Here is a 26790-nt window from a genome sequence, read left to right as displayed (position 1 = left end):
TGCCGGGTGTCGGTGGGCGGCTGCTGGTGCGGTCAGCCGCCGTCGTGGGGGTCGCTCCGGGCGGTGGGCCGCCCGTCCGGCGCCGCCCCGGCCACGGTCAGCACGGGGGCGTCGGTGTGGCGGGCGGTGTCGTAGAGGGAGGTGAGGACGGTGGGCCGGGCGCCTTCGGGCGGCAGCACGACCAGGGTGGCGGCCAGGCCCAGCGAATGGCGGTGCCGGACCAGGGACTCCAGCCCGGGGTGGCCGCGGGTGGGGTCGCCCGGGTCGTGGCCCCGGCTGTCGGACCGCGCGGTGGCGATCAGCAGGAAGGTGTCCAGCGGAAGCTCCCCGGTCAGCCGGTGCAGCAGCTCGGCGGCCCCGCCGGGCTCGTCTGGCTCATCGGGCTTGTCGGCAGCCGGGGCCGGGCGGGCGTCGGCGGCGGCGTGGACGACGGCGGTCAGCGGAGCCTCGGCCGGCACGGCCTCGACGGCCCGCCGCAGCGCTTCGGGGTCGGCGGGGTCGGCGTCCACCGGGTGGAGCTCGACGGGCAGGCCCTCCAGCTGGGACCGGAGCCGCGCGAGGGCGCGGCCGTCCCCGTCCGGCGGCCCGAGCAGCCAGAGGTGCCGGGCACCCTGTCCGGCGGCGATGTGCCGGGCCAGCGGTGCGGTGTGGGCGAGCGGGCCGGCGAGCAGGACGCTGCCCTGCCCGCCGTCGGGCGGCGGAATGCGCAGGACGAGCTTGCCGGTGTGCCGGGCCCGGCTCATGTGGTGGAACGCGGCCGCGGCGTCCTGGACGTCGAAGACGTGGACGGTGGGCGGGTGGAGCACCCGGGTGGCGAAGAGCCGTTGGAGGTCGCGCAGGATCCCGGCCAGCCGCTGCGGGCCGGCCGCCTCCCTGAGGTCGAAGGCGAGGTAGGCGACGCCCGGGTGGTCCCGGGCGATGTCGGCCGGGTCGCGCGGGTCGGTCTTGCCCATCTCCACGAACCGGCCGCCCGGGCCGAGCAGGCGCAGGGAGGCGTCGGTGGCCTCGTGGGCCAGGGCGTTGAGGACGACGTCGACGCCCTGCCCGGAGGTGGCGTCCCGGAACTCCCGCTCGAAGCCCGTGGTGCGGGAGGACGCGATGTGGTCGTCGTCCAGGCCCAGCCGCCGCAGCTCCGGCTGCTTGGGCGGGCTCGCCGTGGCGAACACCTCGGCGCCCGCGTGCCGGGCGAGCTGGACGGCGGCGCTGCCGACCCCGCCGGTGGCGCAGTGGACGAGGACGCGTTCGCCGGCCGTCAGCCGGCCGAGGTCGAACAGCCCGTAGGAGGCGGTGGCGAAGGCCGCCGGGACGGCGGCGGCCCGGGCGGCCGGCCAGCCCGGGGGAACGGGGACCAGCAGGTGTTCGTCGGTCACGGCGACGGGGCCGAAGGCGCCGGTCAGCAGGCCCGTCACGTGGTCCCCGGGCTTCAGGACGGTGGCGTCCGGGCCGGTGTCGAGCACGGTGCCGGTGCCCTCGGCGCCCAGCGGTCCCGGGTCGCCGGGGTAGAGCCCGAGGGTGTCCAGGACGTCCCGGAAGTTGACCCCGGCGGCCTGCACGGCCAGCCGGACCTGGCTGCCCACCAGCGGTTCGGCGACCTCGTCGCAGAGGTCCAGGGCGAGGTTCTCCAGCGTCCCCTTGCCGATCAGGGTGAGCCGCCAGGGCGGTGGGCCCGGCAGGGCGAGCCGGACGTGGCCGGCGGGCAGGGGCAGCAGGGCGGCCGGGGCGCTCTCCGGTGCGAGGACGGTGCCCGTCCTGATCGCCAGCTGGGAGCGGGTGGAGCCGAGGGCCGCGGCGACGGCCGTGAGGGAGGCCGGGTCCGCGTCGAGGTCGATCAGGGTGAACCGGCCGGGCCGTTCGGCGGCCGCGGCCAGCACCAGCCGCCGCAGCGCCTCCTGTTCCGGATCCGTCGCCGGGTCGGTGTCACGGGCGGACACCGCGCCCCGGGTGAGCAGGGCCAGCCGGGCGCCCGGCCGGTCCGGTGCGGCGAGCGCGGCCCGGACCAGGGCGAGGGCCTGCTCGGGCGCCTCGTCGGCCGGCACCGCCAGGACGGCCGGTGCGGCCGGTCCGGCGGGTGCGCCGGAGGCCGACAGGGGGATGCCCGGGTGGGCCGCGCGCAGTTCCTCGGTCAGGGCCGAGGGCGCGGCCGTCGGGGTGAGAACGGACCAGCCGGGTGGTGGTCCGGTGACCGGGACGGGTTCCCAGCGGACCTGGAGCAGCGGCGGCCCGGACAGCACGGGGCCTGCCGTGCCGACGGCGCCGGCGGTGGTGCCGAAGGGGCGGACGCGGGGCGTGGTGGTGGTCATTCCTGGATCCCATCGATGGCGGCGAACAGCTCGGCGTCCTCGGCGGTGTCGGCCCAGTGGGCGGCCGGTTCGGGCTCCGGTTCGGGGGCGGGCGGCTCCGGCTCGGCGGCGTCGGGCAGCAGGTCCGCCAGGAGACGGGCGGCGAGCGCCGCGGGTGTCGGATGGTCGAAGACGGCGGTGACCGGCAGGGTCGCCCCGGTGGCCCGGTTGATCCGGTTGCGCAGCTCGACGGCGGTGAGCGAGTCGAAGCCGAGGTCGGCGAAGGCGGCGTCGGGGTCGATGTCGTCCACCGAGGAGTGGCCGAGCACCTGGACGACCTCGCCGCGCACCAGGTCGGTGAGGATCGTCCGGGCCTCCTGCGGCCCGGCCTCGGCGAGCCGGCCGGGGAGCTGCCGCTCGTCGGCCTCGGTGACCGCCGCGGACCGCTCGGACTGCTGCCGGGGCCGGATCAGGTCGCGCAGCAGCGGCGATGTGTCGTTGCCGTGCAGGGCGGCCCCGCTCAGCCGCAGCGGCAGCAGGACGGCCTCGTCGAGGCGCTGGGCCTCGTCGAGCAGCGCGAGGTTGTGTGCGGCGGGCAGTTCGGCGATGCCCAGGTGCTCCAGGCGGCGCAGCGCGGTGGCGTCCAGGTGGCCGGTCATGGCGCTGCGTTCGGCCCACAGGCCCCAGGGCAGCGAGAGCGCGGGGAGGTGCCGGGCACGCCGGTACTCGGCGAAGGCGTCGAGGAAGCAGTTGGCCGCCGCGTAGTGGGCCTGCCCCGGTGTCCCGAAGGTGCCGGCGGCGCCCGAGAAGAGGAGGAAGACGGCCGGGTTCCGGGCCAGCGTGGCCAGATGGAGGTTGAGCGCGCCGTCGGCCTTGGGCCGCAGCACCGCATCGACCTGACGGTCCGTCAAGGTGGTGACGGTGCTGTCGTCCAGGGTGCCGGCGGCATGGACGACGGCGCTGAGCGGCCGGTCACCGAGGTGGGTGGCGAGGACGGCGTCCAGGGCGGCGCGGTCGGCGGTGTCGCAGGCGGCGACGGTGCACTGCGCGCCGAGCGCGGCGAGCTCGTCCCGGAGGGTGTCGGCGCCGGGGGCGGCCGCACCGCCCCGGCTGAGCAGCAGCAGGTGCCGGACGCCGTGCTCGGTGACGAGGTGGCGGGCGAGCAGCCGGCCGATGGTGCCGGTGCCGCCGGAGATCAGGACGGTGCCGTCCGGGTCGTAGGGGAGTGGCGCGGGCGGCGGGGTGGCGGCCCGGGTGAGCCTGGGCGCGTACAGCAGGCCTTCGCGCAGGGCGAGTTGGGGTTCGGTGCCGAGCGGGAGCGCGGCCAGGGCCGGCGCGTCGGGCTGCCCGGGGCCGGGGTCGGCGACGTCGAGGAGGGTGAACTGGCCCGGGTTCTCGTTCTGCGCGGAGCGGACCAGCCCCCAGAGCGCGGCGCCGACCGGGTCGGTGGTCTCGCCGGGGAGCGCCGCGACGGCCCGGTGGGTGAGCAGGACCAGCCGGGTGGTGGCCAGTTTCTCCTGGGCGAGCCAGCTCTGCAGCAGGGCCAGGGTGCGCTGGACGGCGGCGTGCACGGCCGGGGCGAGGTCGTCCGGGCCGGGGGCCGGGTCCTCGGCCGGGGTCAGGGTGTGCAGCACGAGGTCGGGGGCGGGCCGGTCGGGGCCGAGGCTCTCGGCGAGCGCGGCCGGGTCGGCGTACAGCGGCCACGGCCGGTCGCCGTTCGGCGGCTGGGCGGGACCGGTGCCGAGGCCGGCCGGGCGGAGCGGCCGGGCGGGTGCGGGGCCGGGGGCGACGGGCTTCCAGGAGAGGCGGTAGAGGCCCTCGCCGCCGAGCAGGTGACGCGGCGCCTGGGTGCCGGCCGACCGCATGGTGAGGGTCTCGATCCGGGCCACCGGGCGGCCGCCCCCGTCGGTGATGTCGACGGTGACGCTCTGCTGGTCCAGCGGCCGGATGCGGGTGCGCAGGGTGGTCGCGCCGCTGCCGTGGAACTGGACACCGCCCCAGTGGAAGGGCAGTTCGACGGTGGTGGGGCGGCGGACCAGCAGGCCCTGGAGGGCCGCGTCGAGCAGCGCGGGGTGGAGGTCGAAGGCCGGGTCCTGGTGGTCCAGCCCCTCGGGCATCCTGGCCTCGGTGAAGATGTCCTGGCCGCGCCGCCAGATGCCGGTCAGCCCCTGGAAGGCCGGGCCGTAGCCGTAACCGCGCACGCCCGCACCGGCGTAGAACTCGTCGACGTCCACCGGGACGCTGTGCTCGGGCGGCCAGGGGGCGGCCGCCGGGGTGTCGGTCGCCGGGGTGTCGGCCGAGGGGGCGGAGGGGGCGGACGGGGAGAGCAGGCCGCGCGCGTGCAGGGCCCACGGCTCCCCGGTGAGGGCGGTGTGCGGGCGCGAACGGATGGTGACGTTCCGCCGGCCCGCCGGGTCGGGGCCGCCGACGGTGAGGTGCAGCTGCGTGCCGTCCTCCTCGCCCAGGTGGAGCGGGGCGAGCAGGGTCAGCTCGGCCAGGTGCGGGCAGCCGGTCTCGCGGCCCGCGCGCAGGGCGAGGTCGACGAACGCGGTGCCGGGCAGCAGGAGGTCTCCGCCGACGGCGTGGTCGCGCAGCCAGGGGTGGGTGCGCGGGCTCGCCCGGCCGGTCAGGACGATGCCGTCGTTCTCGGGGTCGGGCAGGCCGATGTCGAGGATCGGATGGTCGGCGGAGGTCGCGCCCAGGGTGGCGGCCAGCTCCTGCCGGGTGCCGCCGCGGGAGGTGTCGACCCAGTAGCGCTGGCGCTGGAAGGCGTAGGTGGGCAGGGCCGGCGGCTCCTCCCCGGGGCGGTGGGGGTTGAGCGCGCCGGTGTCGACGGGGACGCCCTCGACGTGGGCCCTGGCGAGGGCGGCCGTGAAGTGGCGCAGCCCGCCCTCGTCGCGGTGCAGGGTGGGCAGGGCGGCGGCGGGCCGGGCCTCGGCGTCCGCGGTCTCCAGCACGGCGCCGCACAGCAGCGGGTGGACGCTGGGTTCGACGAAGAACCGGTGGCCGTCCTGGAGGAGGGCCCGGGTGGCCAGATCGAACCGGACGGGCTCGCGCAGGTTCCGGAACCAGTAGGCGGCGTCCAGCGTGCTGGTGTCGAGGGCGGCTCCGGTCACCGAGGAGTAGAACTCCTGCTCCCCGGTCGTGGGGGTCACCGGGGCCAGCGACTCCAGCAGGGCGGTGCGCAGTTCGTCGACCTGCGGCGAGTGGGCGGCGTAGCTGACCCGGATCCGGCGGGCTCTGACCTGCTCGGCCTTGCACTCCGCGTACAGGGCGTCGAGCGCGGCCGCCGGACCGGCGACCACCACGGCCCGGGGGCTGTTGACGGTGGCGACGGTGAGCGCGGGGTACCGGTCGAGCCGCCGCAGCACCTCCTCGTGGGAGAGCTGGAGGGCGAGCAGACCGTGATCGCCCTCCAGCCTGGTCAGCACCTTGCTGCGCAGCGCGACGACGCGGCAGGCGTCCTCCAGGGAGAGCGCCCCGGCGAAGCAGGCGGCGGCGATCTCGCCCTGGGAGTGGCCGACCACGGCGGCCGGCCGGACCCCGGCCGCGGACCAGAGCCGGGCCAGTGACAGCTGGACGGCGAAGAGCGCGGGCTGGACCACGTCGACGCGGTCCAGCGCCTCGGCGCCGGCCCCGGGCCGCAGGACGTCGTCCAGCGACCAGTCGGTGTGCGGGGCCAGGGCGCGGGCGCAGTCGGCGATGCCGGCGGCGAAGACCGGGCTCTCCTCGATCAGCCGGGCCGCCATGCCGGGCCACTGGGAGCCCTGCCCGGCGAAGACGAACGCCGTCCGGCCCTCGGCGGCCCGGCCGGTGATCAGGTCCGGGTCACCGGCTCCGTCGGCCAGCGCGCGCAGCGCCCGCAGGCAGCCGTCCAGGTCGGGTGCGGTGATGGCGGCCCGGTGGGTCAGCTGGGCGCGGGTGGTCGCCAGGGCGTGGCCGACGGCCTCGGCGGAGGGCGGCGGCGAGGCCGTCAGGTGGGCGTACAGGCGCTGTGCCTGGGCGCCCAGGGCGGCTTCGGTGTGCCCGCTGAGGAGCCAGACGGGCGGCGCCACGACGGGCCGTCCGGCGGCCGGTTCGGAGGCGGGCCCGGGTGCGGGTCCGGGGGTCTCCGGGGCCTCCGGGGCCTCTGGGACCGCGGCGGCCTCTACGGCCTCGGGGGCCTGCTCCATGATCACGTGGGCGTTGGTGCCGCTCACCCCGAAGGCGGAGACGGCGGCCCGGCGCGGCCGGCCGGTGTCCGGCCAGGGGGTGGTGGCCGAGAGGATCCGGACGGCGCCGGTGCCCCAGTCGACGTGCGGCGTGGGGGTGGCGGCATGCAGGGTCATCGGCATCGTGGCGTGCTGGAGCGCGAGGACGGTCTTGATCAGCCCGGCCACCCCGGCGGCGGCCTGGGTGTGGCCGATGTTGGACTTGAGCGAGCCGAGGTGGACCGGCCGGTCGGCGGCGCGGTCGCGGCCGTAGGTGGCCAGCAGGGCCTCGGCCTCGATCGGGTCGCCCAGGGTGGTGCCGGTGCCGTGGGCCTCGATCAGGTCGACGTCGCCGCCGCCCAGCCCGGCCCGGCCCAGCGCCTGGCGGATGACCCGCTGCTGGGACTCGCCGTTGGGGGCGGTCAGGCCGTTGCTCGCGCCGTCCTGGTTGATCGCGCTGGCCCGGATCACCGCGAGCACCGGGTGGCCGTGGCGGCGGGCGTCGGAGAGCCGCTCCAGGACGACCATCCCCGCGCCCTCGGCGAACCCGGTGCCGTCGGCCTCGGCCGCGAAGGACCGGCAGCGGCCGTCGGGGGAGAGCGCCCGTTGCCGGGAGAACTCGATGAACAGGCCCGGGGAGGCGATCACGGTGACCCCGCCGGCCAGCGCCAGGGAACTGTCGCCCTGGAGCAGCGACTGGCAGGCCAGGTGGACGGCCACCAGGGAGGACGAGCAGGCGGTGTCGACGGAGACGGCCGGACCCTGCAGCCCGAGAACGTAGGCGACGCGCCCGGAGATGACGCTCAGCGGCTTCCCGGTGGTGAGGTAGCCCTGCATCTCCGTGGGCGCCTCGTGCGAGCGTGCGCCGTAGTCCTGGTAGACCGCCCCGGCAAAGACGCCGGTGCTGCTGCCGCGCAGCGAACCGGGGTCGATCCCGGCCCGCTCCAGTGCCTCCCAGGACGTCTCCAGCAGCAGCCGCTGCTGTGGGTCCATGGAGAGCGCCTCGCGGGGCGAGATGCCGAAGAACTCGGCGTCGAAGTCGGCGGCGGCGTCCAGGAACCCGCCCGTGGTGGCATAGCTCTTGCCGGGCACGGCGGGGTCGGCGTCGTACAGCTCCGTGAGGTTCCAGCCGCGGTCCTCCGGGAACGGCGAGATGGCGTCGGTGCCGGCCGCCAGCAGTTCCCACAGCTCCTGCGGGGTGTCGGCGCCGCCGGGCAGCCGGCAGGCCATGCCGAGGACGGCGATCGGCTCGTCGGCGGGCCGCGCCGTGGCGGTCGCCCGCGGGCCCTGCTCGGCCGGCTGCTCGGACCGGCCCGCGGCGGCCAGCCGGGCGTGCAGATGGGCGGCCAGGTCGGTGGGGGTCGGGTGGCTGAACGCCAGGCCGGTCGGCAGATGGAGGCCGGTCGCGTGGGCCAGCCGGGTGCGCAGCTGGACGGCGGCCAGCGAGTCGAGGCCGAGCTCCTTGAACGGCCGGTTCGGGGCGACCGAGTCGGGCGCGTGGTGGCCGAGGACGGCCGCGGCGGTGGAGCGGACCAGCTCGGCGAGGACCTGCCGCTGCCGGGCGGCCGGCAGCTGCGGGAAGTCGGACGGCAGGCCGGCCGCGGGCCGGGCGGTGTCGCCCGCCTGCTCCTGCTGGTCCTGCCGGGCCTGCTGGACGGGCGGGAGGTCGTCCAGGAACGGGATGGGGCGGTCGGCCGCCCGGCCGGACAGGAAGACCGGCCAGTCGAAGCGGGACAGGACGATCCGGGGTTCGCGGCCGGCGGTCAGCGCGGGCAGCTCGGCGACGGCCCGGTCGCTGTCCAGCGCGAGCAGTCCGTGCTCGGCCGTCCAGTCGCCGCCGCCGGCACCGAGGCCGCCGGGGAAGTAGCCCCAGGAGACGGAGGTGGCGGGCAGGCCGCGGGCGCGGCGCCGGTCGGCGAGGCCGTCGAGGTAGGTGTTGGCCGCGCAGTAGGCGGTGTGGCCGCCCATACCGACGGTGCCGATGACGGAGGAGTAGAGGACGAAGGCGTCGAGGTCGTCCCCCTCGGTGAGGTCGTGCAGATGGCGGGCGCCCAGCGTCTTGACGGCCAGCACCCGCTCCAGGTGGTCCGCCGTCAGGTTGTCGATGGTGGCCGTCTCCAGCACACCGGCGGTGTGCACCACGCCGGTCAGCGGCTCGTCCGGGGGGACGGCGGCGAGCACGGCGGCGAGCGCGTCCCGGTCACGGATGTCGCAGGCGGCGAAGGTCACCCGGGCTCCCCGGTCGGTGAGTTCGGCCGCCAGCTCGGCCGCGCCCTCGGCGTCCGCGCCGTGCCGGCTGAGCAGCAGCAGGTGCGGTGCCCCGGCGGCGGCCAGGGTCCGGGCCGCGTGGGCCCCGAGGAAGCCGGTGCCACCGGTGACGAGGACCGTCCCGCGCGGCCGCCAGCCGGGCCCGGGCGGCACGGCGGCCTCCCGCAGACGGCAGGCGTACGTGCCCCGGGCCCGGACCGCGAGCTGGTCCTCGGCACCCGGCAGGGTCAGGGCGGCGCAGGCCCGGCGCAGGCTCTCGGGGTCGGGCTCGGCGGGCAGGTCGAGCAGCCCGGCCCAGCGGTCGGGATACTCCTGGGCGGCGGTGCGGCCGAGGCCCCAGAGCGCGGCCTGCGCCGGATCGGTGTCGGTGTCGTGCGCGTCGACGCGCACGGCGTCCCGGGTGACGCACCAGAGGGAGGTCTCCCAGTCCAGGTCGTCCAGCGCCTGGAGCAGCGCGGCGGTGTCGGCGAGGGAAGGCTCCGGCTGTCCGTCGCCGTCGGTGTCCGGCCGGTGGGAGAGGAGCGAGACGATGCCGCCCGGGCGCCGGCCGTCGTCGCCGCCGACCAGCCGGGCGACCCCGGCGCGGTCCGTCCCCGGTGGCACGGCCACGGTGCGGACCTCGGCGCCGAGGGCGGCCAGGGCGGTGGCCAGGGCCTGCGGCCACGGCCCGGCTCCGGGTCCGGTTCCGGTTTCGGGGGTGACCAGCAGCCAGTCGGCCCCGGTGGTCGGCGCGCTGTGCTCGACCAGCGGCGTCCAGGCGGTGGTGAAGCAGAGGCCGGTCAGCCGGGCGCGGCTGCGCCGGGCACTGCGCCAGGCCGCCAGCGCCGGGAGCACCTCGCGGACCGGCGCCTCGTCGGCCAGGCCCAGCGTGGCGGCCACGGCGGCGGTGTCCTGCCGTTCGACGGCCTCCCAGAGCGGGCGCTCGGCCTGGTCCTCCTGGCGCCGGGCGCCGTCGCCACCGGGCTGGGGCGAGGCGGACAGCCAGTAGCGGCTGCGCTGGAAGGCATAGGTGGGCAGCGCGACCGGCCGGGCTCCGCCGAGCACCGGCACCCAGTCGACGGCCAGGCCGTGGCACCAGGCCCGGGCCAGTGCGAACAGCAGGTCGGCCGGCTCCCCGGTGTCCCGGTGGAGCGAGGGGAGCACGGTGATCTCCCGGGGCGGCTCCTCGCTGTCGGCGGTCTCCTGGATCCCGAGGGTCAGCAGCGGGTGCGGGCTCATCTCGACGAAGGTGTCGTGCCCGGTGGCGAGCAGGGCCCGGACGGTCGGCTCGAAGCGGACCGGGCTGCGCAGGTTGGTGAACCAGTACGCACCGTCCAGCAGCCGCGCCGGGTCCGTGTCGGCGGTGACGGTCGAGTAGAACGGGATCCGGGCCGGCCGCGGGGCGAGGCCGGCCAGGGCCTCGGCCAGCGGCTCGCGCAGGACGTCGACGTCGGCGCAGTGCGAGGCGTAGTTGACGGCGATCCGGGCGGTGCGCACGCCGTCCTTCTCGCACCGGGCGAGCAGCCGCTCCAGTTCGTCCCGCGGCCCGGAGACCACGGTGGCCGAGGGGCCGTTGAACACGGCCACGCCGAGACCGGGGTAGCCGTCCCGCAGCAGGCGCTCGACCTCGGCCGCGGGCAGCCGGAAGGAGGCCATCGCGCCGTCCGTGGCCAGCGTGCCGACCAGACGGCTGCGGGTCACGGTGGCGAGGACGGCATCCTCCAGGGTGAGGGCCCCGGCGGCCCAGGCGGCGGCGAGTTCGCCCTGGGAGTGCCCGACCACCGCGTCGGGCGTCACCCCGTGCGCGCGCCAGACCTCGGCGAGCCCGGTCATGACGGCGAACAGGGCGGGCTGCACCACGTCGTCCCGGTCCAGCGAGGGTGCCTGCGGCTCCTGGGCCAGCACCGACCGCAGCGACCAGCCGCAGTGCGCGGACAGGGCACGGTCGCAGGCCTCGATGTGCGCGCGGAAGACCGGGGAGGCGGCCAGCAGGCCGCGGGCCATGCCGGGCCACTGGGAGCCCTGCCCGGGGAAGACGAACACCGTCCGGTGGCCCGGGCGGGCCTCGGCCCGGATGGCCGTCCCGGTCTCGGGGTGGTCGGTCGGGGCCGAGCGGGCCAGGGCGTCCAGACTGTCCAGCAGCGCCTCCCGGGTGTCGCCGACCACGGCCGCGCGGTGGTCCAGCGCGGTCCGGGTGGTGGCCAGCGACCAGCCGACGTCCCGGGGGTCGAGGGCCGGACCGTCCCGCAGGGCCCGGGCCAGCCGCTCCGCCTGGGCCGGCAGTGCCTGCGGGCTCCCGGCGCTGAGCGTCCACGGCACGGCGGGCGCGTCCCAGGCCCGGGCGGGGGGCTCGGCGGCGTGCTCGGCGGGGTGGCCGTCCGGCCGGTCGGTGGAGTCGTCCGGGGCCTCTTCGTCGTCCGGGGCCTCTTCGAGGACGAGGTGGACGTTGGTGCCGCTGATGCCGAAGGAGGAGATGCCGGCCCGGCGGGCGGCCGGCCCGCGCGGCCAGCGGACGCTCCCGGTCAGCAGCCGCAGGCGCGCCGCGTCCCAGTCGATCCGCGTCGAGGGCGCGTCGATGTTCAGGCTGGCGGGCAGCTCCTCGTGCTGGAGCGCGAGTACCATCTTCACCAGGCCCGCGGCTCCGGCGGCCGCCTGGGCGTGGCCGATGTTCGACTTGAGCGAGCCCAGCAGCAGCGGGCGGTCCGCGTCCCGGCCCTCCCCGTAGGCCCGGCCCAGCGCCTGGGCCTCGATCGGGTCCCCGAGCGTGGTGCCGGTGCCGTGGGCCTCGACCACGTCCACCGAGGCGGCGCTCACGCCCGCCTCTGCGAGGGCGCGCCGGATCACCCGTTCCTGCGCCGGTCCGTTGGGGGCGCTGAGGCCGCTGCTCGCGCCGTCCTGGTTGACGGCGCTGCCCCGGATCACGGCCAGCACCGGGTGGCCGTGGCGGCGGGCGTCGGAGAGCCGCTCCAGCAGGACCAGGGCGGCGCCCTCGCTCCACGCCGTCCCGTCGGCCGCGGCGGCGAACGGCTTGCACCGCCCGTCGGGGGCCAGCCCGCGCTGGCGGGAGAACTCCACCCACATGCCCGGCGAGGACAGCACCGCCACACCGCCGGCCAGCGCCAGTCCGCACTCGCCCGCGGCGAGCGACCGGCAGGCCAGGTGCACGGCCGCGAGCGAGGAGGAACAGGCGGTGTCGACGGTCAGGGCCGGCCCGGTCAGGCCGAAGGTGTAGGCCAGCCGGCCGGAGGCGACGCTGGTGGTGGTCCCGGTCAGGGCGTAGCCGCCGGACTCGGCGGGCGCCTGGTGCATCCGCGGGCCGTACTCCTGGGCGGTCGCCCCGATGAACACACCGGTGGCGCTGCCCCGCAGCGAGTCGGCGGGGATGCCGGCGCGCTCCAGGGTCTCCCAGGCGATCTCCAGCAGCAGGCGCTGCTGGGGGTCCATCGCGCGCGCCTCGCGCGGGGAGATGCCGAACAGGTCGGCGTCGAACTGCGCGGCGTCGTAGAGGAAGCAGCCCTGGCGTACGTACGTCTTGCCGGGTGCGTCGGGGTCGGTGGCGAACAGTTCGTCGATGTCCCAGCCCCGGTCGCGGGGGAAGTCGCCGACGGCGTCCCGGCCGGCCTGGAGCAGCGACCACAGCTGCTGCGGGGAGGTGATGCCGCCGGGCAGCCGGCAGCCCAGCGCGACGACCGCGACCGGGTCCTGGCGCAGGTCCGGGGGAGTGGCGAACTCGCCGTCATCGGTGGGGAGTCCTTCGCTCCTGGCGGTGAGGAGCCCGGCCACCTCGGCGGCTGCCGCGCGCGGGGTCGGGTGGTCGTAGGTCAGTGTGTCCGGCAGCGGCCGTCCGACGGCCGCGCCGAGGGCGGTGGACAGCTGGACGGCGGTGAGGGAGTTCACCCCGAGGTCCTCGAAGGAGCGGCGCGGGTCGATCCGGTCCTCCGCCTCGTAGCCGAGGAGCGTGGCGGCGTGGCTGAGGAGCAGCTCCAGGACGGTCCGCTCCAGCTCCGGGCCGGAGAGGCCGGCGAGGTCGGAGGGGCCGGAGGGGCCGGAGGGGCCGGCGAGGTCCGGTGACGGCTGCGGTTCGGGCCGCGGCGCTTCGGGCTGCCGCGGTTCGGGGCGCGGTTCGGCCTGCGGCCCGGGGACGGGCTCGGGCCGGGTCCCGGGCCCGGTGCCGGCGGCGCCCGCGACCGGTGGCGTCAGCCAGTGGGCCCGGCGCTGGAAGGCGTACGTCGGCAGCGCGGTCCGCCGGGCGGGCAGCTGCTCGAACACCTTCGGCCAGTCCACCGGGACCCCGTGGACGAACAGTTCGGCCAGCGCGCCCGACAGCGCGGCCGGCTCCGGGACGGTGTCGCTGAGCAGCGCCAGCGTGCTCCGGTGCGGCTCGTCCTCCGGGGGCAGGCAGCGCCCCGCCATCGTGGTCAGGGTGGCGTCCGGGCCGAGCTCCACCAGGTGGGCGGCCCCGCCCTCGGCGGCGGTGCGGACCGCGTCGAGGAAGCGCACGGTGCCCCGCAGCTGCTCGACCCAGTAGTCGGCCGTGCGCAGCTCCTCGGGGCGCGCCCGGACGCCGGTCAGGGTGGAGATCATCGGCACCTCGGGCGGCCGGTAGGAGACCGACCGGGCGACCTCGGCGAAGTCCGGCAGCACCGCGTCCACCTGGGGGGAGTGGAAGCCCCGGCTCACCCGGAGGATCCGGGTACGGGCGCCGCGCCGCCTGAACTCCGCGGCCACCGCCCGCACACCGTCCGGCTCCCCCGAGACCACCACGGCCCGCGGGCCGTTCACGGCGGCGAGCGAGACCAGCCCGCCCTGCTCCGCCAGCAGGGGGGCGACCTCCTCCTCGGTCGCCTCGATCGCGGCCATCGCCCCCGTCGGGAGGCCGCTCATCAGCTGCCCGCGCCGCGCCACCAGCAGCGCCGCGTCCGGCAGGGACAGCACACCCGCCGTGTGCGCCGCCGCCAGCTCGCCGATCGAGTGGCCGAGCAGGACGTCCGGGCGGATCCCCCACGTGGTCAGCAGCCGGTGGAGCGCGACCTCCAGCGCGAACAGGGCCGGCTGGGTGTAGGCGGTGTCGTCCAGCAGCGCGGCCCCGGCGCTGCCCGCGTCGGCGAACACCACGGACTTCAGCGGGCGCGGGAGGTGGCGGTCCAGGGCCGCGGCCACCTCGTCGAAGGCCGCCGCGAAGACCGGCTGGTGCCGGTGGAGCTCCCGGCCCATGCCGGGCCGCTGGGTGCCCTGTCCGGCGAAGAGGAAGGCGGTGCCCGCCCGGTCGCACACCTCTCCCTGGTGCACGCGGGGGGACGAGGTCCCCTCGGCGAGGTGCGACAGCCCTTCGCGGAGCGCGTCGCGGTCCCCGGCGACCACGCCCGCCCGCCGGCCGAACCGCGTCCGGGTGGTCGCCAGCGAGTACGCCAGGTCGAGCGGCTCGGGCGGCCCATCGTTCGAGCCGTCGGGCCCGTTCGAGCCGTCGGGCCCGGGGTCGGCCCCGTCCGTGACCCGGGCCGCCGAGGTGAGCCGGCCGAGCAGGGCGCGGGCCTGCGCCTGCAGCGCCTCCCGGGTGCGCCCCGAGACCACATGGACGTGCTCGTCGTGGATCCACTCCGCCCGGGGCTCCGGCTCCGCCGTCCTGGGGGCCTCGGCGAGCACCACATGGCAGTTGGTGCCGCCCAGCCCGAAGGAGTTGACCGCCGCGACCAGCGGCGCGTCCCGTCGTGACCAGTCCTCGAAGGCGAGCGGCACCCGCAGGTTCAGCTCGTCCAGCCGGATCCGCCGGGACGGCTCACGGTAGTTCGGCTGGGGGACGATCGCGTGATGCCAGACGGAGAGCGCGGCCTTGATGAAGCCCGCGATCCCGGCGGCGGCCTCCAGGTGCCCGATGGCCGCCTTGACCGAGCCGACCACCACCGGGTGCCCGCTGTCGTGGGCCGCACCCAGCGTGCCGCCGACGGACCGCGCCTCCACCGAGTCGCCGGCCGGCGTCCCGGTCGCGTGGAGTTCGACGAACTGCACCGCGTTCAGGGTGCCCGCCCGGTCGTTCACCCGGCGCAGCAGCTCCTGCTGCGCCACGACGCTGGGGTGCGTCAGACCCGGCCCGCCGCCGTCGTTGTTGACGCCGCTGCCCCGGATGACGCAGTAGATCCGGTCCCCGGCCGCCAGCGCGGCGGTCAGGGGCTTGAGCAGGACGACGCCCGCGCCCTCGCCGGGCACGAAGCCGTTGGCGGCCTCGTCCAGCGGGCGGCACCGGCCGTCGGGCGACAGGGCTCCGAAGGACCCGGCCCCCGCGGCCCCGTCCTGGTCGAGCAGCAGATTGACGCCGCCCACCAGGGCCGCTTCCGACTCGCCGCGCAGAATGGACTCGCAGGCCAGGTGGAGGGCGACCAGGGAGGAGGACTGCCCGGTGTCCACCGTCATGCTGGGGCCGCCCAGCCGGAGCGCGTAGGACACCCGATTGGCGATCATGCTGCGTTGCAGCCCGGCGAACGTGTGCAGGCTGTAACGGTCCTGGCCGTGACGTCGGGTGAGCACGGCATAGTCGTCGCGCATGGCACCGAAAAAGACCCCGGTGTCGAGTTCACTCAGGGCGGCCGGCAGGATTCCGGCGTCCTCGACGCTTTCCCAGGCTACTTCGAGGGCCAGGCGCTGCTGCGGGTCGAGTGCGGCCGCCTCTTTCGGGGAGATGCCGAAGAAATCGGCGTCGAATTCCTCGGGGTTGGCGATGAACCCGCCCGAGGACGGTCGGTCGGAAAATTCTGCGAAGGAATTCTTGGGTGGTCCGGAAATTGCGCTGGTGCCGCCGGTCAGAAGAGACCAGTAGGATCGGATGTCAGGTGCGGAAGGAAAGCGGCAGCTCATTCCCACGACCGCTATGCTTGCGTCCACGAATTCGTCCTTCTCTCCCTGCGGCCCGGTTCCCGGGGAACCGGCCCGGGCGGGTGCCGTCCTGTTGTCCCGGTCGGGCCGGAGCGCGCGGTTGGGCGCGCGGACAGCCGGCGCGGCCCGGGCCGACCCCTGCCGGCTCCCGCCGGGATCCGGTCGTCCGCCTCTTCCGGCCGGCTGTCGGGTCATCCGGTTCCGGTTCTCCGGCGGGGCGGACAGGGCCCGCCCCGCCTCAGGCGTGGTGCGGTGCGCGCTACTCGGCGATCGCCGTGCTGTAGCTCCAGCGGAACACCGGCAGCAGCTGACCGTCCACGTACTCGGTTCCGCCGCTGCGCTCGAAATGGTGGTGCTGCCCGCAGCGGGTGACGACCACCTGGGCCCCGCCCGTGGCCGGGTCGACGTCCGAAGGGTCGGTGGGCAGGCTGTCGGGCCGGCCTTCCAGAACGACCGACCGCTCGGCTCCTGCTGAATCGGTCACAAAAATTCGCGTTGACATACCGTAGCCATCCTCCGGTGAGGAGCGCCGGTGCACTGCTACGCAGGGTGATGATTTCCGGGTTTTTCGGAGGACATCCGATGGGGGCCTCCTCCGTCTGCGAACACGCACGGTGAGAGCCGTCCGGTCCGCATGCGAAAGTCATTAGGGTGTGCCTGGAGTGCATCGAGGGAATATCCAGTTGGATTCAGTAGACCATGCCCGAATCGGGCATGCAACAATTTCCGGACGAGGCGGTTGGTGGAAAAGTAAACGACCGCGCGGACCGGTTCGGCCGCATCGTCCGGGGCCTGGATATCGCCGCTCGCACGGGAATCCGCGGGGTGCCGCGCGGGCGCGGCACCCCGCGGATCCACGGATGGCGCACCCCGGTAGCGCTCCGTGTGGGCGCGTGTGTAGATGGTGACGGGCCGCCATGCCGCGGTGGCCTGCTGAACCACGAACTCCACAGCCTTGGAAGGGCGCTTCCCTCATGCGTACTGCTCACCGCGTACTCGCCGTCTCCGCGCTCGCGCTCCCGCTCGTCATCGGCGGGGCGACGGTCGCCTCCGCGACCGAGTCCGTCCACGTCCCGAACGCCAACTTCACCCAGGGGGCGTTCGCCGTCGGCCCGAACGGCAGCGCCATCCACTTCACCGATGTCGACTTCGGCCCGAACGGTGCCACGTTCTTCGAGGGCACCCTGGTGATCGGTCCGACGGGCGTGGCGGGCAACTTCACCGAGACCGGCATCGGCGGCTGACCGGTCCCGTTCCACGACCGCCCCGGGCCGACGGTCCGGGGCGGTCGTGCGTCGTCAGGGCGCCTCAGGCCTCAGGCCCTCGGCGGTCCCGAGCGGACGCGGGCGCGGACGAGGTCGGCCGGGCCGCGGAACCAGCCGAGCTTCTCCACCCACCAGGTCAGCCCGGCCGCCCGGTACGGGGCGACGACGGCGGCGTCGGCCGCCGGCTCCAGCCCGGCGGTCTGCCCCTCCATGACGACCTCGAACGGCCGCCGGTCACCGTCCGGCCGGTCGCTGTCCGTCGGGTCACCGTCCGGCCGGTCGCCGTTCCGGTGGGCGCGGACGTACCCGACGACGGCCTCCAGGTCCGCCGGAGGCATCATCTCGGTGTGGCCGACCCCGGCCCGGGTCGGGAAGACGCCGTCCCAGCGAGCGGCCCGGCGCATCGGGCGCCGTGCGGGCCAGGTCCCGGCGATCCACACCGGGATCCGCGGGCGCTGCGGGCTGACCGGCTGGAACGCCTGGTCCGCGACGGTGAACCAGCGGCCCTGGAACGTGAAGGGCCGGCCGGTCCACAGTCCGTCCAGGACCTGGAGGGCCTCGTCGAGCCGGTCGGCGCGCACCCGCGGATCCGGGTCCTCGCCCAGTGCCTCGAACTCCCGCGCGGAGGAGCCGAGACCGGCACCGAAGACCAGGCGGCCGCCGCTGAGCAGATCGAGGGCCACCGTCGCGCGCGCGACCTCGGCCGGGCGCTTCAGGGCGAGCACGCTGACCATGACGCCGAGGCGCAGCCGCGCCGTGTCGGCGGCGACCGCGGCCAGGGTGGTCCAGGCGTCGGTCACGTGCTCGCCGGGGTGTTCCGCGACCTGCCCGTCCCAGAGGAAGAACCCGTCCCAGCCGGACTGTTCGGCCAGTACCGCCAGTTCGCGCAGCAGCCGGGGGTCCGCGTACTCGCGCCGGTTGGGGAGTCCGACCGCGTACCGCAGGGGCGGCTGAGGGGTGGCGTCCATCGGGTGCCGCCTTCCTGGCGTCGGCGGGCGCTTCGGTGGGCGCTTCGACAGGTGTGCCGCCCTGCCCCCGCCGGAGGGGGTGACCCGGCGGTGTTCCGGGGCCGCACGGCCCCGCTCACCCGGGGTGGTCCACGCCCTCATGATGTCCGGCGCCCGACGGCGGGGCAACAGGGGCCGCGCGCCTCGTCGCGCACGGTGACGCGGCGTTCGAAGCGGTCGGTCCGACGTGCCGATGGCCGGACCCGCCGCTACGGTCGGATGGCGGGGTGCCTCCGCCGTAACCGGCTCCGGTGCCCTCGCTCAGGCGCCGCCTCCCACGACGCGGCGCACGTCCGGACGCGAGCGGCCGGCGCCCCCTGGCGGGCGTACGGCGCGAACCGGTGGCTGGCGCCTCGGAGCGCCTCCGGCCCCGCCGCGGGCCGTCGAACCCGCCGGGTGCGCGACCACCGTCCCGGGCGCCGGCCGAACCCCCGAGGTCCCGAGGAGTGGCGATGTCCGACAGCGGCTCGGCCCCGTCCCGGCTTCACCCGAACGGCCCGCCCGGCCTCGGCCCGCCCGGCGGTGAAGTCCTGGTGATCGGCGGCGGGTTCACCGGCCTGGCCGCCGCGCACGAACTCGCCCTGGCCGGCGTGGCCTGCCGGGTGCTGGAGAGCGAGCCCTTCGTCGGCGGCCTGGCCGGGTCGTTCGAGGTCGAGGGGGCCAGACTGGAACGCTTCTACCACCACTGGTTCTCCTCCGATCTGGAGATCCGGCGGCTCTGTGCCGAACTCGGCTGCGCCGAACTGCTGGAGCAGCACCGGACCCGGACCGGGGTGTACTACGCCAACACCGTGTACCGGCTGTCCAGCCCCTGGGACGTGCTGCGCTTCGCCCCGCTGCCGCTGCCCGACCGGGTCCGGCTGGGCTGGTCGGCGGTACGGGCCGGGCGGGTGCGGCACTGGCGGGAGCTGGAGGCGCTCACGGCCCGCGAGTGGCTGCTGGCGCTGAGCGGTCCGCGCGTCTACGAGACGGTCTGGAAACCGTTGCTGGAGGGCAAGTTCGGCCAGTACGCGCCGGAGGTCGGCGCCACCTGGATGTGGACCAAGCTCCATCTTCGCGGCGGCAGCCGGTCGCGTTCCGGCCGGGAGGTCCTCTACTACCTGCGCGGCGGCTGCGCCGCCCTGCTGGACGCCTGGGTCGCGCGCCTCACCGGCCTCGGTGTCCGGATCTCCACCGGCACACCGGTGCGGGAGGTGCTGACCGACGAGTCCGGCGTCCGCGGAGTCCGCACCGAGAGCGAAGTCCTGCCCGCCCGGCGGGTGCTGGCCACCACGGCGCCGGACCTGCTGGCCGGACTCCTCGCCCCGGGCGCCACCCCGGGCCGGGCGGCGGCCCACCCTTCGGTGCCCGCCGTCCGCCGGCAGCTGTCCGCGATCCCGTACCTGGCCAATCTCTGTCTGGTGCTGGAGAACGACCGGGCGCTGTCGGACACTTACTGGCTCAATGTCACCGACCCCTCGTTCCCCTACGTCGGCGTCATCGAGCACACCAACCTGGAGGCCTCCGACGCCTACGCCGGGCGCCACCTGGTCTACCTCTCCGCCTACCTGCCGACCGGCGCGGAGCTGTACCGGATGGACGACGAGGCCGTGTTCCGCGCCAGCCTGCCGCATCTGACCCGGATGTTCCCGGACTTCCACGAGGGGTGGGTACGGCGCCACCACGTCTGGCGCGCCGATCACGCCCAGCCGGTCATCACCCCGCACTACTCCGAGCGCGTCCCCGCGATGGAGACCGAGCTGCCCGGGCTCTACCTGGCCGGCATGGCCCAGGTCTTCCCGCAGGACCGGGGCACCAACTACGCGGTGCGGCAGGGCCGGCACGCCGGCCGGCTGATCGCCGACCGGATCCGCACCGCCCGGCCCGCCGCCCACCACCCAGCCACCGAAGCGCAGTTGACCGATCTCACGGGCACCGCGGGCCCGCGACCCGTACCGCAGGAGGGAACCGAATGAGCGCACTGATCAGTGCCGAGGAGTGCGAGCGGATGCCCATCACGCGGGTGCACGAGCTCTACCGGCGCCATGTCAGCCGCGGGCAGGTGACGCTGCTCGGGGCGTTCGGCTTCGGCCGCGACACCGTGGACAGCGCCTCGGGCTGCTGGATCACCCTGAGCGACGGCCGGCGCGTCCTGGACTTCACCGGCGGCATCGGCGTGCTGAACCACGGCCACAACCACCCCAGGATCCTGGCCGCCCGCCGCCGCTTCCAGGAACGGCGGCGCATGGAGGTGCACAAGAACTACCTCTCGCCCTATGTGGCCGCGCTCGGCCACAACCTGGCCCAACTGCTGCCCGGGGACCTGGACATCAGCTACTTCCCGAACTCGGGCGCGGAGGCCGTCGAGGGCGCCCTCAAGATGGCGTACAAGTACCACCGGGGGCACCGCGGCACCGTTCTGCACAGCGACATCGCCTTCCACGGCAAACTGCTCGGGGCCGGCAGCCTGACCGCCTCGCCCGAGGTGCACTTCGCCTTCCCCCGGATCCCCGGCACGGACCGCTTCGCCTACGACGACCTGGCCTCGTTGCGGCTGGCCCTGGAGCGGCACACCACCCCCGAGGGGACGAGCGACGTCTACGCGCTCGTCCTGGAGCCGTTCAGCGCCTCCAGCCTGCGCGAGTGCTCCGAGGAGTTCCTGCGCGAGGCGCGGCGGCTCTGCACCGAGCACGACATCGTCCTGATCTTCGACGAGGTCTACACCGCCTGGGGCCGGACCGGCTCGCTGTTCCACTTCATGCGCCACCGCGGCCTCGTCCCCGACGTGGTGACCACCTCCAAGTCCTTCGGCGGCGGCAAGGCCTCCATCTCCGGCTATGTGGCCCGGGAACCGGTGTTCCGCCGGGCCTACGACGCACTGCCCGACGCCACCCTGCACAGCACCACCTACTACGGTTTCGGGGAGGAGACCGCGACCGCGCTGGAGGCCGTGGCGATCGCCGTCGAGGACGACTACCCGGGCCGGGCCCGCCGCATCGGCGAGCGGCTGCGCGGGGGCCTCACCGCCCTCGCCCGCGCACACCCCCGGGCCGTCGCCGAGGTCCGGGGGAGCGGCGCCCTGCACGGTGTGGTGCTGCGGCCCGGCCCGAGCTCCCTCGACCACCTGCTGCGGCTGCTGCCGTCCGCGTTCGCCCGCGATCCGCAGGCCCAGGCCAAGCTGGCGACCGCCGCCGTGGTCGCCGCGCTCTACCGCGACCACGGCGTGCTCACCTACTACGGCTCCAGCCGGGACCTGCCACTGATCGCCGCGCCCCCGCTGATCGCCGGGGACGCCGAGATCGACCGTTTCCTCGACGGGCTGGACGCCGTCCTGGCGAAGGGGATGCCCCGGCTGCTGGCCGGCCTGGTCCGGGAGAAGGTCGCCTCGTGAACGGCCTGGTGAGGCGGCTGGTGACCGCCTTCGCGGCCGCCTTCGGGGCCGGCTTCGTGACGGGTCTCGTGAGCCGTCTGATGGGTCGCCCGGTGAACCGTCCGGTGGTTCGTCGCCCACCGCGGCCTTCCGTGGACGGTGACCGCCGCTGGGAGCGGCGGGTGCGGGGCGGCGGCCTCCCGCCGATCTGGGCGGCCCGCTACGCCGTCCTGGCCGAACCGTCCCGGCAGGCCGCGGCGGTGAGGCACACCGCCGCGACGTTGGCCGCGCTCCCCGGGCCGTACCGGACGGTGTTCGCCGCCCTGCTGCGGGTGTTCCCGGCGGCCGTCGCCCTCGCCGCCCTGCCGGCGATCCCGGGCCGCAGCCGGGACCGGGCCCGGCTGCGGCGCGCCGCCGACCGGCTCGCCGCGGTGCCGGGCTGCGCCGAACTGCTCAGGGTGAGCAGCGTGCTGGCCCTGCACGGAGCCCTGGACGGCGCTCTTGACGGCGGCCTGGTCGGCGGCCCGGTCGGACCGGGCGCCGCCGGGTCGCCGACCGCCGGTACGGCCTCCACCGGTGCGGCGGGCCCGGCCGGAGGCCCCCGATGACGGCCGCCGTGCCCGCCACCCACTGCGACGCGCTGGTGATCGGCTCGGGCGCCGGAGGCAGCGCCGCCGCGCTGGAGCTGGCCGGGGCCGGCCGGGAGGTCCTGGTGCTGGAGGAGGGCCCGCGCGTCGCACCGGAGCGGATCGCGCGGGCGTCCCCGGCGGAGAACCTGCGCCTGCTCTACCGCCAGGGCGGACTCGTGCCCATCCACGGCAGGCCCACCATCCCGTTCGGGGAGGGCCGTTGCGTCGGCGGCACCACCGTGGTCAACGGGGGGCTCTTCTGGCGGCCCCCCGACCGCCTGCTCGACCGCTGGGCGGCGGCCGGGGTCGACGGCTACCGGGCGCACCACCTCGCGCCCCAACTCGCCGACATGGAACGGCGGCTGGGCGTGACCGACCAGCCGCCCGGCGCGGGCAACCGCGACTCGCTGCTGCTGGCCCGGGCCGCCGACCGGCTCGGCTGGCACTGGGCCCCGGCCCGCCGGGTGGTGCGCGGCTGCGCGCACGCCAACCGGTGTGTCACCGGCTGTCCCACCGGAGCCAAACAGAGCATGCTGGTCAGCTACCTCCCCGCCGCGGAACGGCTCGCGGCGGTCGTCCAGCCGGACACCAGGGTCGTCCGGCTCGAACACGACGGCGCCCGGGTGACCGCCGTGCACGCCGTGCGGGACGGCCGGCGCCTGCGCTTCCTCCCCCGGACGGTGTTCCTGGCCGCCGGCCCGGTCGGCAGCGCGCTGCTGCTGCGCCGCAGCGGTATCGGTGGCCGGGGCCCGGGCCGGAGCATCGCCTTCCACGTCAACCTCCGGACGGTGGCCCGGTTCCGCGAGCCGGTCCTGGCCGTCGAGGGCACCATCTTCACCGCGCAGCTGCAGGAGTTCGCCGACCGGGGAGTCCTGGTGATGCCCGGGAACCTCACCCCGGGCTCGCTCGCGGCGGCGCTGGCCGCCCACCCGACGGGAACCGTGGACCGGATGCTGGCCCAGCTCGACCGGGTCGCGGTCTACACCACCCAGGTGCGCGTGCGGGCCGCGGCCCGGCTGACCGCCGTCCCCGGCCTCGGCGCCGTCCTGCGCCACCGGCTGGCCGACGAGGACGTCGGTCTGCTGCGGTTCGCGTTCCGCCGGACGGCCGAACTCCTGCTGGCGGCCGGCGCGGTCGAGCTCCTGCCACCCGCGCCCGTCACCCTCACCGGCGCCGGGCCGGCGGCCGACTTCGCCCGCCGGAGCCGGCCCGAGACCTGGGACCTGCTCTCCGTGCACGCCATGGCGTCCTGCCCGATGGGGCCGCCCGCCACGGGCGGGGTGTGCGACGCCGGCGGCCGGCCGTACGGCTTCACCAACCTGCGGCTCTGTGACGCGAGCGTGCTGCCCGGCGCGACCGGTGTCAGCCCGCAGGAGACCGTCATGGGCTTCGCCCACCTGATCGCCGCCCGCTATCTGGAGGGCCCCGCCGCGGGGTGACGGCGGCCTGGGGCGGTCGCGGCCGGTCCGGTCAGTGCCGGTTCTGCACCTGGGAGTCGGTGAATCCGACGGCGAACACCGTGCGCAGGGAGGTGATGGTGGTCGCGGTCCGGTCGGTGCAGACGCCGGTGTCGTCCGCGCCCGCCGTGAAGTGCGGGTGGCCCTTGGGGCGGCAGATGCCTTCGGTGAGGCCCCACAGTTCGTCGACCCGGGTGGTGCCCAGCACGGGCCAGTAGCTCAGGGCCTGGGGCGAACCGGCGCCCCAGTTGCCGGTCCGGGCGTCGCCCGAGCCACAGGTGGTGACGGGGCGGGTGTCGCCGGTCCAGGTGTGGGAGAAGACGGCCGGCTTGGTCCCGCACCCCTTGGAGAAGGCGAAGTTGAGCGCGCCCTGGTCGTCGGTCCAGGTCATGCCGCCCTGGAGGCCGCGGTAGCCGTCGGCGGTGAAGGCGTCCTGGACGACCGTCCGGCCGCCGGACGTCTTCAGCAGCCCCGGCCCGGTCGCCGCACTGGCCGGGTTGAGCTGGTAGCGGACCACCCGGGCACCGGAGGCCTGGCCGTACCACTCGCCGGTGACCAGCTTGAAGGTGGAGCCGCCGCCGGTCTTGTCGAGGGAGAGCCAGGAGAAGCAGAGGGACTGCGCGTCGATCGGCCCGGTGGCGGCGCACGAGGGCGCGGCCTTGGCCTGGAAGTAGCGGTGGACCTCCGGCAGGACGTACGGGTAGCCGCAGGCGCTGGACTTCCCGTTGCTGATGCCGACCGTCGAGACGTCGGACCCGTAGGTGTCCACCTTGGCCAGCTTGTTGATGTCGAAGACGCGGATGCCGTGGGCGGTGTCGGTGACGTAGATGTAGTTGGCGTACCACGCGATGCCGCCGCCGTGGCCCTTGACGAAGGTGAAGTCGGAGGCGGTGGCCGAGGTGCTGGTCGGCTCCGCCAGCAGGACGTGGCGGTACTTGCGGGTGGTGCGGTCGATGAAGGTGAGCTTCAGCAGGTTGTCGGTCTTGCAGCCGGCGGAGGTCTCGTCGCCGTACGCCTTGTAGTGCCAGCTGACGGCGGCGACGCTCTGCCCCTGGATGGCCCCGTCGCCGCCGTCGGCCGTGCCGGTGGTGCTGAGGCCCTGCGGGTACCAGTGCTCGGTGGTGTCGTCCGCGTACGCGCTCGACCAGCACCAGGCGGTCTTCTTCGCCACGTCGGCCGGCGGCAGGCCGGCGGTCTCGGTGCCCGCGCACGCCCCCATCTGCCGGAGGTTCAGCCAACCGTCCGTCCGGCCGGCCGAGTTGGTGGTGAAGTTCGTGCTGATGACGTCGCCCAGGCCGACGGGCTTCCCGAGGTGGTTCTTGAGGAGGCTGTCGGTGGCGGCGGCGTAGCTGGTGTCCGTCAGCTGGAACTGGCCGGCGGTCGGGGACAGCGGGTTCACCACGGGTGCGGCGGCCGGGGCGGTCGGCTCGTCCGCCGCCGCGGCGGACGGCGCCGGGCCCGCCAGGGCGGTCATCCAGACGGCGGCCAGGGCGGCGAGGGTGGACTTCCACCGTAATGTGCGGGACTGTCCCATGCGTCTCTCCTCGGTGCTTGGTGCAGGGTTGGACTGGGCGGATGATCGCAACAGGGTATGACATGTTCAGGATTGCTCCCAGGGGTCGCGGCGCACTCGCCCGGCCGTCCTCGGTGGCGAACCGCGGCGCCGGCCCGCCGGGCGGACCGTGATCTTGACGAGTTGTTAACACCCGGTCGCCGTGGGTAGCTTGTGCACTTCGCCGCCCGGGGGAAGTGGCGTCGGCGTGGCCCGGCGCGACCGCGGTGGCCGAGGAGCTTGTCCGGAAGGCGTGTGCCGTGGACCTGACCGAACTCGCCGAGCAGCTCGACGGCCGCGCCGCCGTGGCGGTGCGCCCGCACCTGTTCCGCGCCGCCGACGACGAGGCCCGCTGGGTCTGCTGGCTGTACGGCTACCGGATAGCGGAGGTCCGGCGCGCCGGACCCGACACCGAGCTGCTGGCCGTCGCCGACCCCGACCCGGGCGCCCGTGCCCGCGGCGCCTGGATGCGCCGGCCCGACCTGGACCCCGGCGGCGATCCGCCGGTGCCGTGGACCCGGGTGACCGCGGCCCGGCCGAACGGGGCCGGGGCGCCCCCGGTGTGGACGCCGCCGGGCTGGCCGCCCGGCCACGCCCCGGTCCGCCCGGCGCCCGGCCGGATGCCCGGGCCCACCCCCGGCCAGGCCGGCGCCGGCCCCGAGCCGTCGCTGCTGCTGCTCCTCGCCGCCCTCTTCGGGGTACTCGCGGCGCTGTTCGCCGCCACCCGCCCCGCCGGCGCCGTCCTCCTGCTGTTCTTCGCGGCCGGGAGCCTGGCCGCCTACCCGTTCGCGCGGCACCGCCGGGAGCGCCTGGTGCGGCGGGCGGTGGCGGAGTGGCCGCCGGGGGAGCGCGCCGGATAGCCGGCCGGTCCGACTTCACCGCCGGCCCCGGTGGCCGCCGGCCTGACGCCTTGCCAAGCCCCTGGGTGCCGTGTGCTGCTGGCGGACGCCGCGATGCTCTACAGTGCTGTAGAACTAAGGGTCGGCGGGGCCGCCGGCCGCGGTCCGGCGTGGGCGCGGGCGGCCGGGGAGGGCGGTGGGGGCCGCCCGCCACGCGGAGGCGGGCCGGGGGGAACCGTGGCCGGCCGGTGAACAGCGAACGGGGAAGACACCATGGACAGGCCGCTTCGACTGCCGCAGCAGGACCGGGCCGACTTCGAGACCGCCCTGAGCCGGGCGCTGGAACTCCCACAGGTCCGCGCCGCCCTCCAGCAGTCCGGCGACGGCGCGCACGGCGCCGAGCGGCTGCGGCGGCAGGCGCGTGAACACGCCGAGTACGTCCTCGCGGCGGCGTCCCCGGAGTACGAGCGGTACGCGGCCCTGCGGGCGGACGCCGACGCGCTGGCCCGCCTGCCCGTGGACGCCCCGGGGCGCGAGCGGCTGTCCGGCTGGCTCGGGGTGCTGGCGCTCATCGTGCCGATCGTCGCGGGCAGCGCCGCCGCCGTCTTCCTCCTCCTCGGCTACGGGCTCCGGCTCACGGACTCCCTGGAGGTGCTCGGCGAGGCGCTGAGCGGCGCCGGGTGGATCGCCGCCGCCGTCGCGCTGGCCAGCGCGCTGGCCGGTGGGCTGGGGCTGCTGAGGGCGGCCGCCCGGCCGCGCCCGGCCGAGAGCCCCGGCGGTGCCGGTGTGGTGGACGGCGGCCTGGAGGAGGCCAGGAGCGCCTGGCGGGCCGCGCTCACCGAGCGCGGCCTGGTGCCCTTCCTCGTCGCCCGGGCCGGAGCCGGGGACGGCGGCGGCGAGGCGGTGTCGGGCTTCCGCCCGCGCTACACCAGCCCGGACTTCGAGACCGACGTGTAGGCCGCGCTGTCCGGATCGCGGTGGGCGCGCGGCGGGGGTGCTGACGCTTCGGCAGGTGACTCCGCGCCACGGCGGGTTTGCCGGCCCTTTACACTTCGATGGGCGCCGAATTCCGGTCCGTACCCGCTCGTTCCGGTCCGTTCCGTCCGTTC

12 protein-coding genes are annotated in these 26790 nt (G+C 76.0%); 7 read left to right on the top strand and 5 right to left on the bottom strand.

Features of this window, described 5'->3' with window-relative positions; genetic code table 11:
• Positions 1 to 32: 32 nt before the first annotated feature.
• The 3 genes from ACIP82_RS04350 to ACIP82_RS04340 form a co-directional block, all read right to left on the bottom strand.
• Positions 33 to 2300 carry a zinc-binding dehydrogenase gene (locus ACIP82_RS04350; RefSeq protein ID WP_400650705.1) on the bottom strand — a complete coding sequence of 756 codons (2268 nt, stop codon included), beginning with the start codon at positions 2298 to 2300 and terminating at the stop codon, positions 33 to 35.
• A complete protein-coding gene (locus tag ACIP82_RS04345) occupies positions 2297 to 15592 on the bottom strand; it encodes a type I polyketide synthase (RefSeq protein WP_400650702.1) in 13296 nt (4431 codons plus the stop codon). The genes ACIP82_RS04350 and ACIP82_RS04345 overlap by 4 nt, the downstream gene beginning before the upstream one ends.
• A 250-nt stretch (positions 15593 to 15842) precedes the next feature.
• Entirely contained in the window at positions 15843 to 16067 is a 225-nt protein-coding gene (locus ACIP82_RS04340; RefSeq protein ID WP_363605143.1) for a DUF5988 family protein, read from the bottom strand.
• 490 nt (positions 16068 to 16557) lie between these two features.
• On the opposite strand from ACIP82_RS04340, the gene ACIP82_RS04335 reads away from it, so the two are divergent.
• Positions 16558 to 16827: a hypothetical protein gene (locus ACIP82_RS04335; RefSeq protein ID WP_363605141.1), complete on the top strand. Its 270-nt coding sequence runs from the start codon at positions 16558 to 16560 to the stop codon at positions 16825 to 16827.
• Between the two features lie 71 nt (positions 16828 to 16898).
• Here the strand turns inward: ACIP82_RS04335 and ACIP82_RS04330 are convergent, their stop codons facing one another.
• Positions 16899 to 17816, bottom strand: a complete 918-nt coding sequence (locus tag ACIP82_RS04330) for an LLM class flavin-dependent oxidoreductase (RefSeq protein ID WP_400650698.1) — start codon at positions 17814 to 17816, stop codon at positions 16899 to 16901.
• A 491-nt stretch (positions 17817 to 18307) separates the two neighbouring features.
• Between ACIP82_RS04330 and ACIP82_RS04325 the strand changes: the two genes are divergently transcribed.
• The 4 genes from ACIP82_RS04325 (at position 18308) to ACIP82_RS04310 (ending at position 23272) form a co-directional block, all read left to right on the top strand.
• A complete protein-coding gene (locus ACIP82_RS04325) occupies positions 18308 to 19810 on the top strand; it encodes an NAD(P)/FAD-dependent oxidoreductase (RefSeq protein WP_400650695.1) in 1503 nt (500 codons plus the stop codon).
• Positions 19807 to 21225 carry an aminotransferase class III-fold pyridoxal phosphate-dependent enzyme gene (locus tag ACIP82_RS04320; protein WP_363605137.1) on the top strand — a complete coding sequence of 473 codons (1419 nt, stop codon included), beginning with the start codon at positions 19807 to 19809 and terminating at the stop codon, positions 21223 to 21225. The genes ACIP82_RS04325 and ACIP82_RS04320 overlap by 4 nt, the downstream gene beginning before the upstream one ends.
• Before the next feature lie 131 nt (positions 21226 to 21356).
• Positions 21357 to 21812, top strand: a complete 456-nt coding sequence (locus ACIP82_RS04315; protein ID WP_400650691.1) for a hypothetical protein — start codon at positions 21357 to 21359, stop codon at positions 21810 to 21812.
• On the top strand, positions 21809 to 23272 hold the full coding sequence (locus tag ACIP82_RS04310) for a GMC family oxidoreductase (RefSeq protein WP_363605135.1): 1464 nt from the start codon (positions 21809 to 21811) through the stop codon (positions 23270 to 23272). Before ACIP82_RS04315 ends, ACIP82_RS04310 begins: the two co-directional genes overlap by 4 nt.
• A gap of 31 nt (positions 23273 to 23303) precedes the next feature.
• On the opposite strand, the gene ACIP82_RS04305 is transcribed toward ACIP82_RS04310, so the two are convergent.
• Complete coding sequence (locus ACIP82_RS04305; RefSeq protein WP_400650687.1) at positions 23304 to 24824, bottom strand: hypothetical protein; 1521 nt, start codon at positions 24822 to 24824, stop codon at positions 23304 to 23306.
• A 278-nt stretch (positions 24825 to 25102) separates the two neighbouring features.
• Between ACIP82_RS04305 and ACIP82_RS04300 the strand changes: the two genes are divergently transcribed.
• Both ACIP82_RS04300 and ACIP82_RS04295 read left to right on the top strand, forming a co-directional pair.
• Positions 25103 to 25702 carry a hypothetical protein gene (locus ACIP82_RS04300; RefSeq protein ID WP_400650684.1) on the top strand — a complete coding sequence of 200 codons (600 nt, stop codon included), beginning with the start codon at positions 25103 to 25105 and terminating at the stop codon, positions 25700 to 25702.
• A gap of 252 nt (positions 25703 to 25954) precedes the next feature.
• Positions 25955 to 26638 (top strand): hypothetical protein, encoded by a 684-nt coding sequence (locus ACIP82_RS04295; RefSeq protein WP_400650682.1) that lies wholly within the window; start codon positions 25955 to 25957, stop codon positions 26636 to 26638.
• Positions 26639 to 26790 lie beyond the last annotated feature (152 nt).

Source organism: Kitasatospora sp. NPDC088548, assembly GCF_044753005.1.
GTDB lineage: Bacteria > Actinomycetota > Actinomycetes > Streptomycetales > Streptomycetaceae > Kitasatospora.
This window is presented reverse-complemented; position numbering and strand designations above follow the sequence as displayed.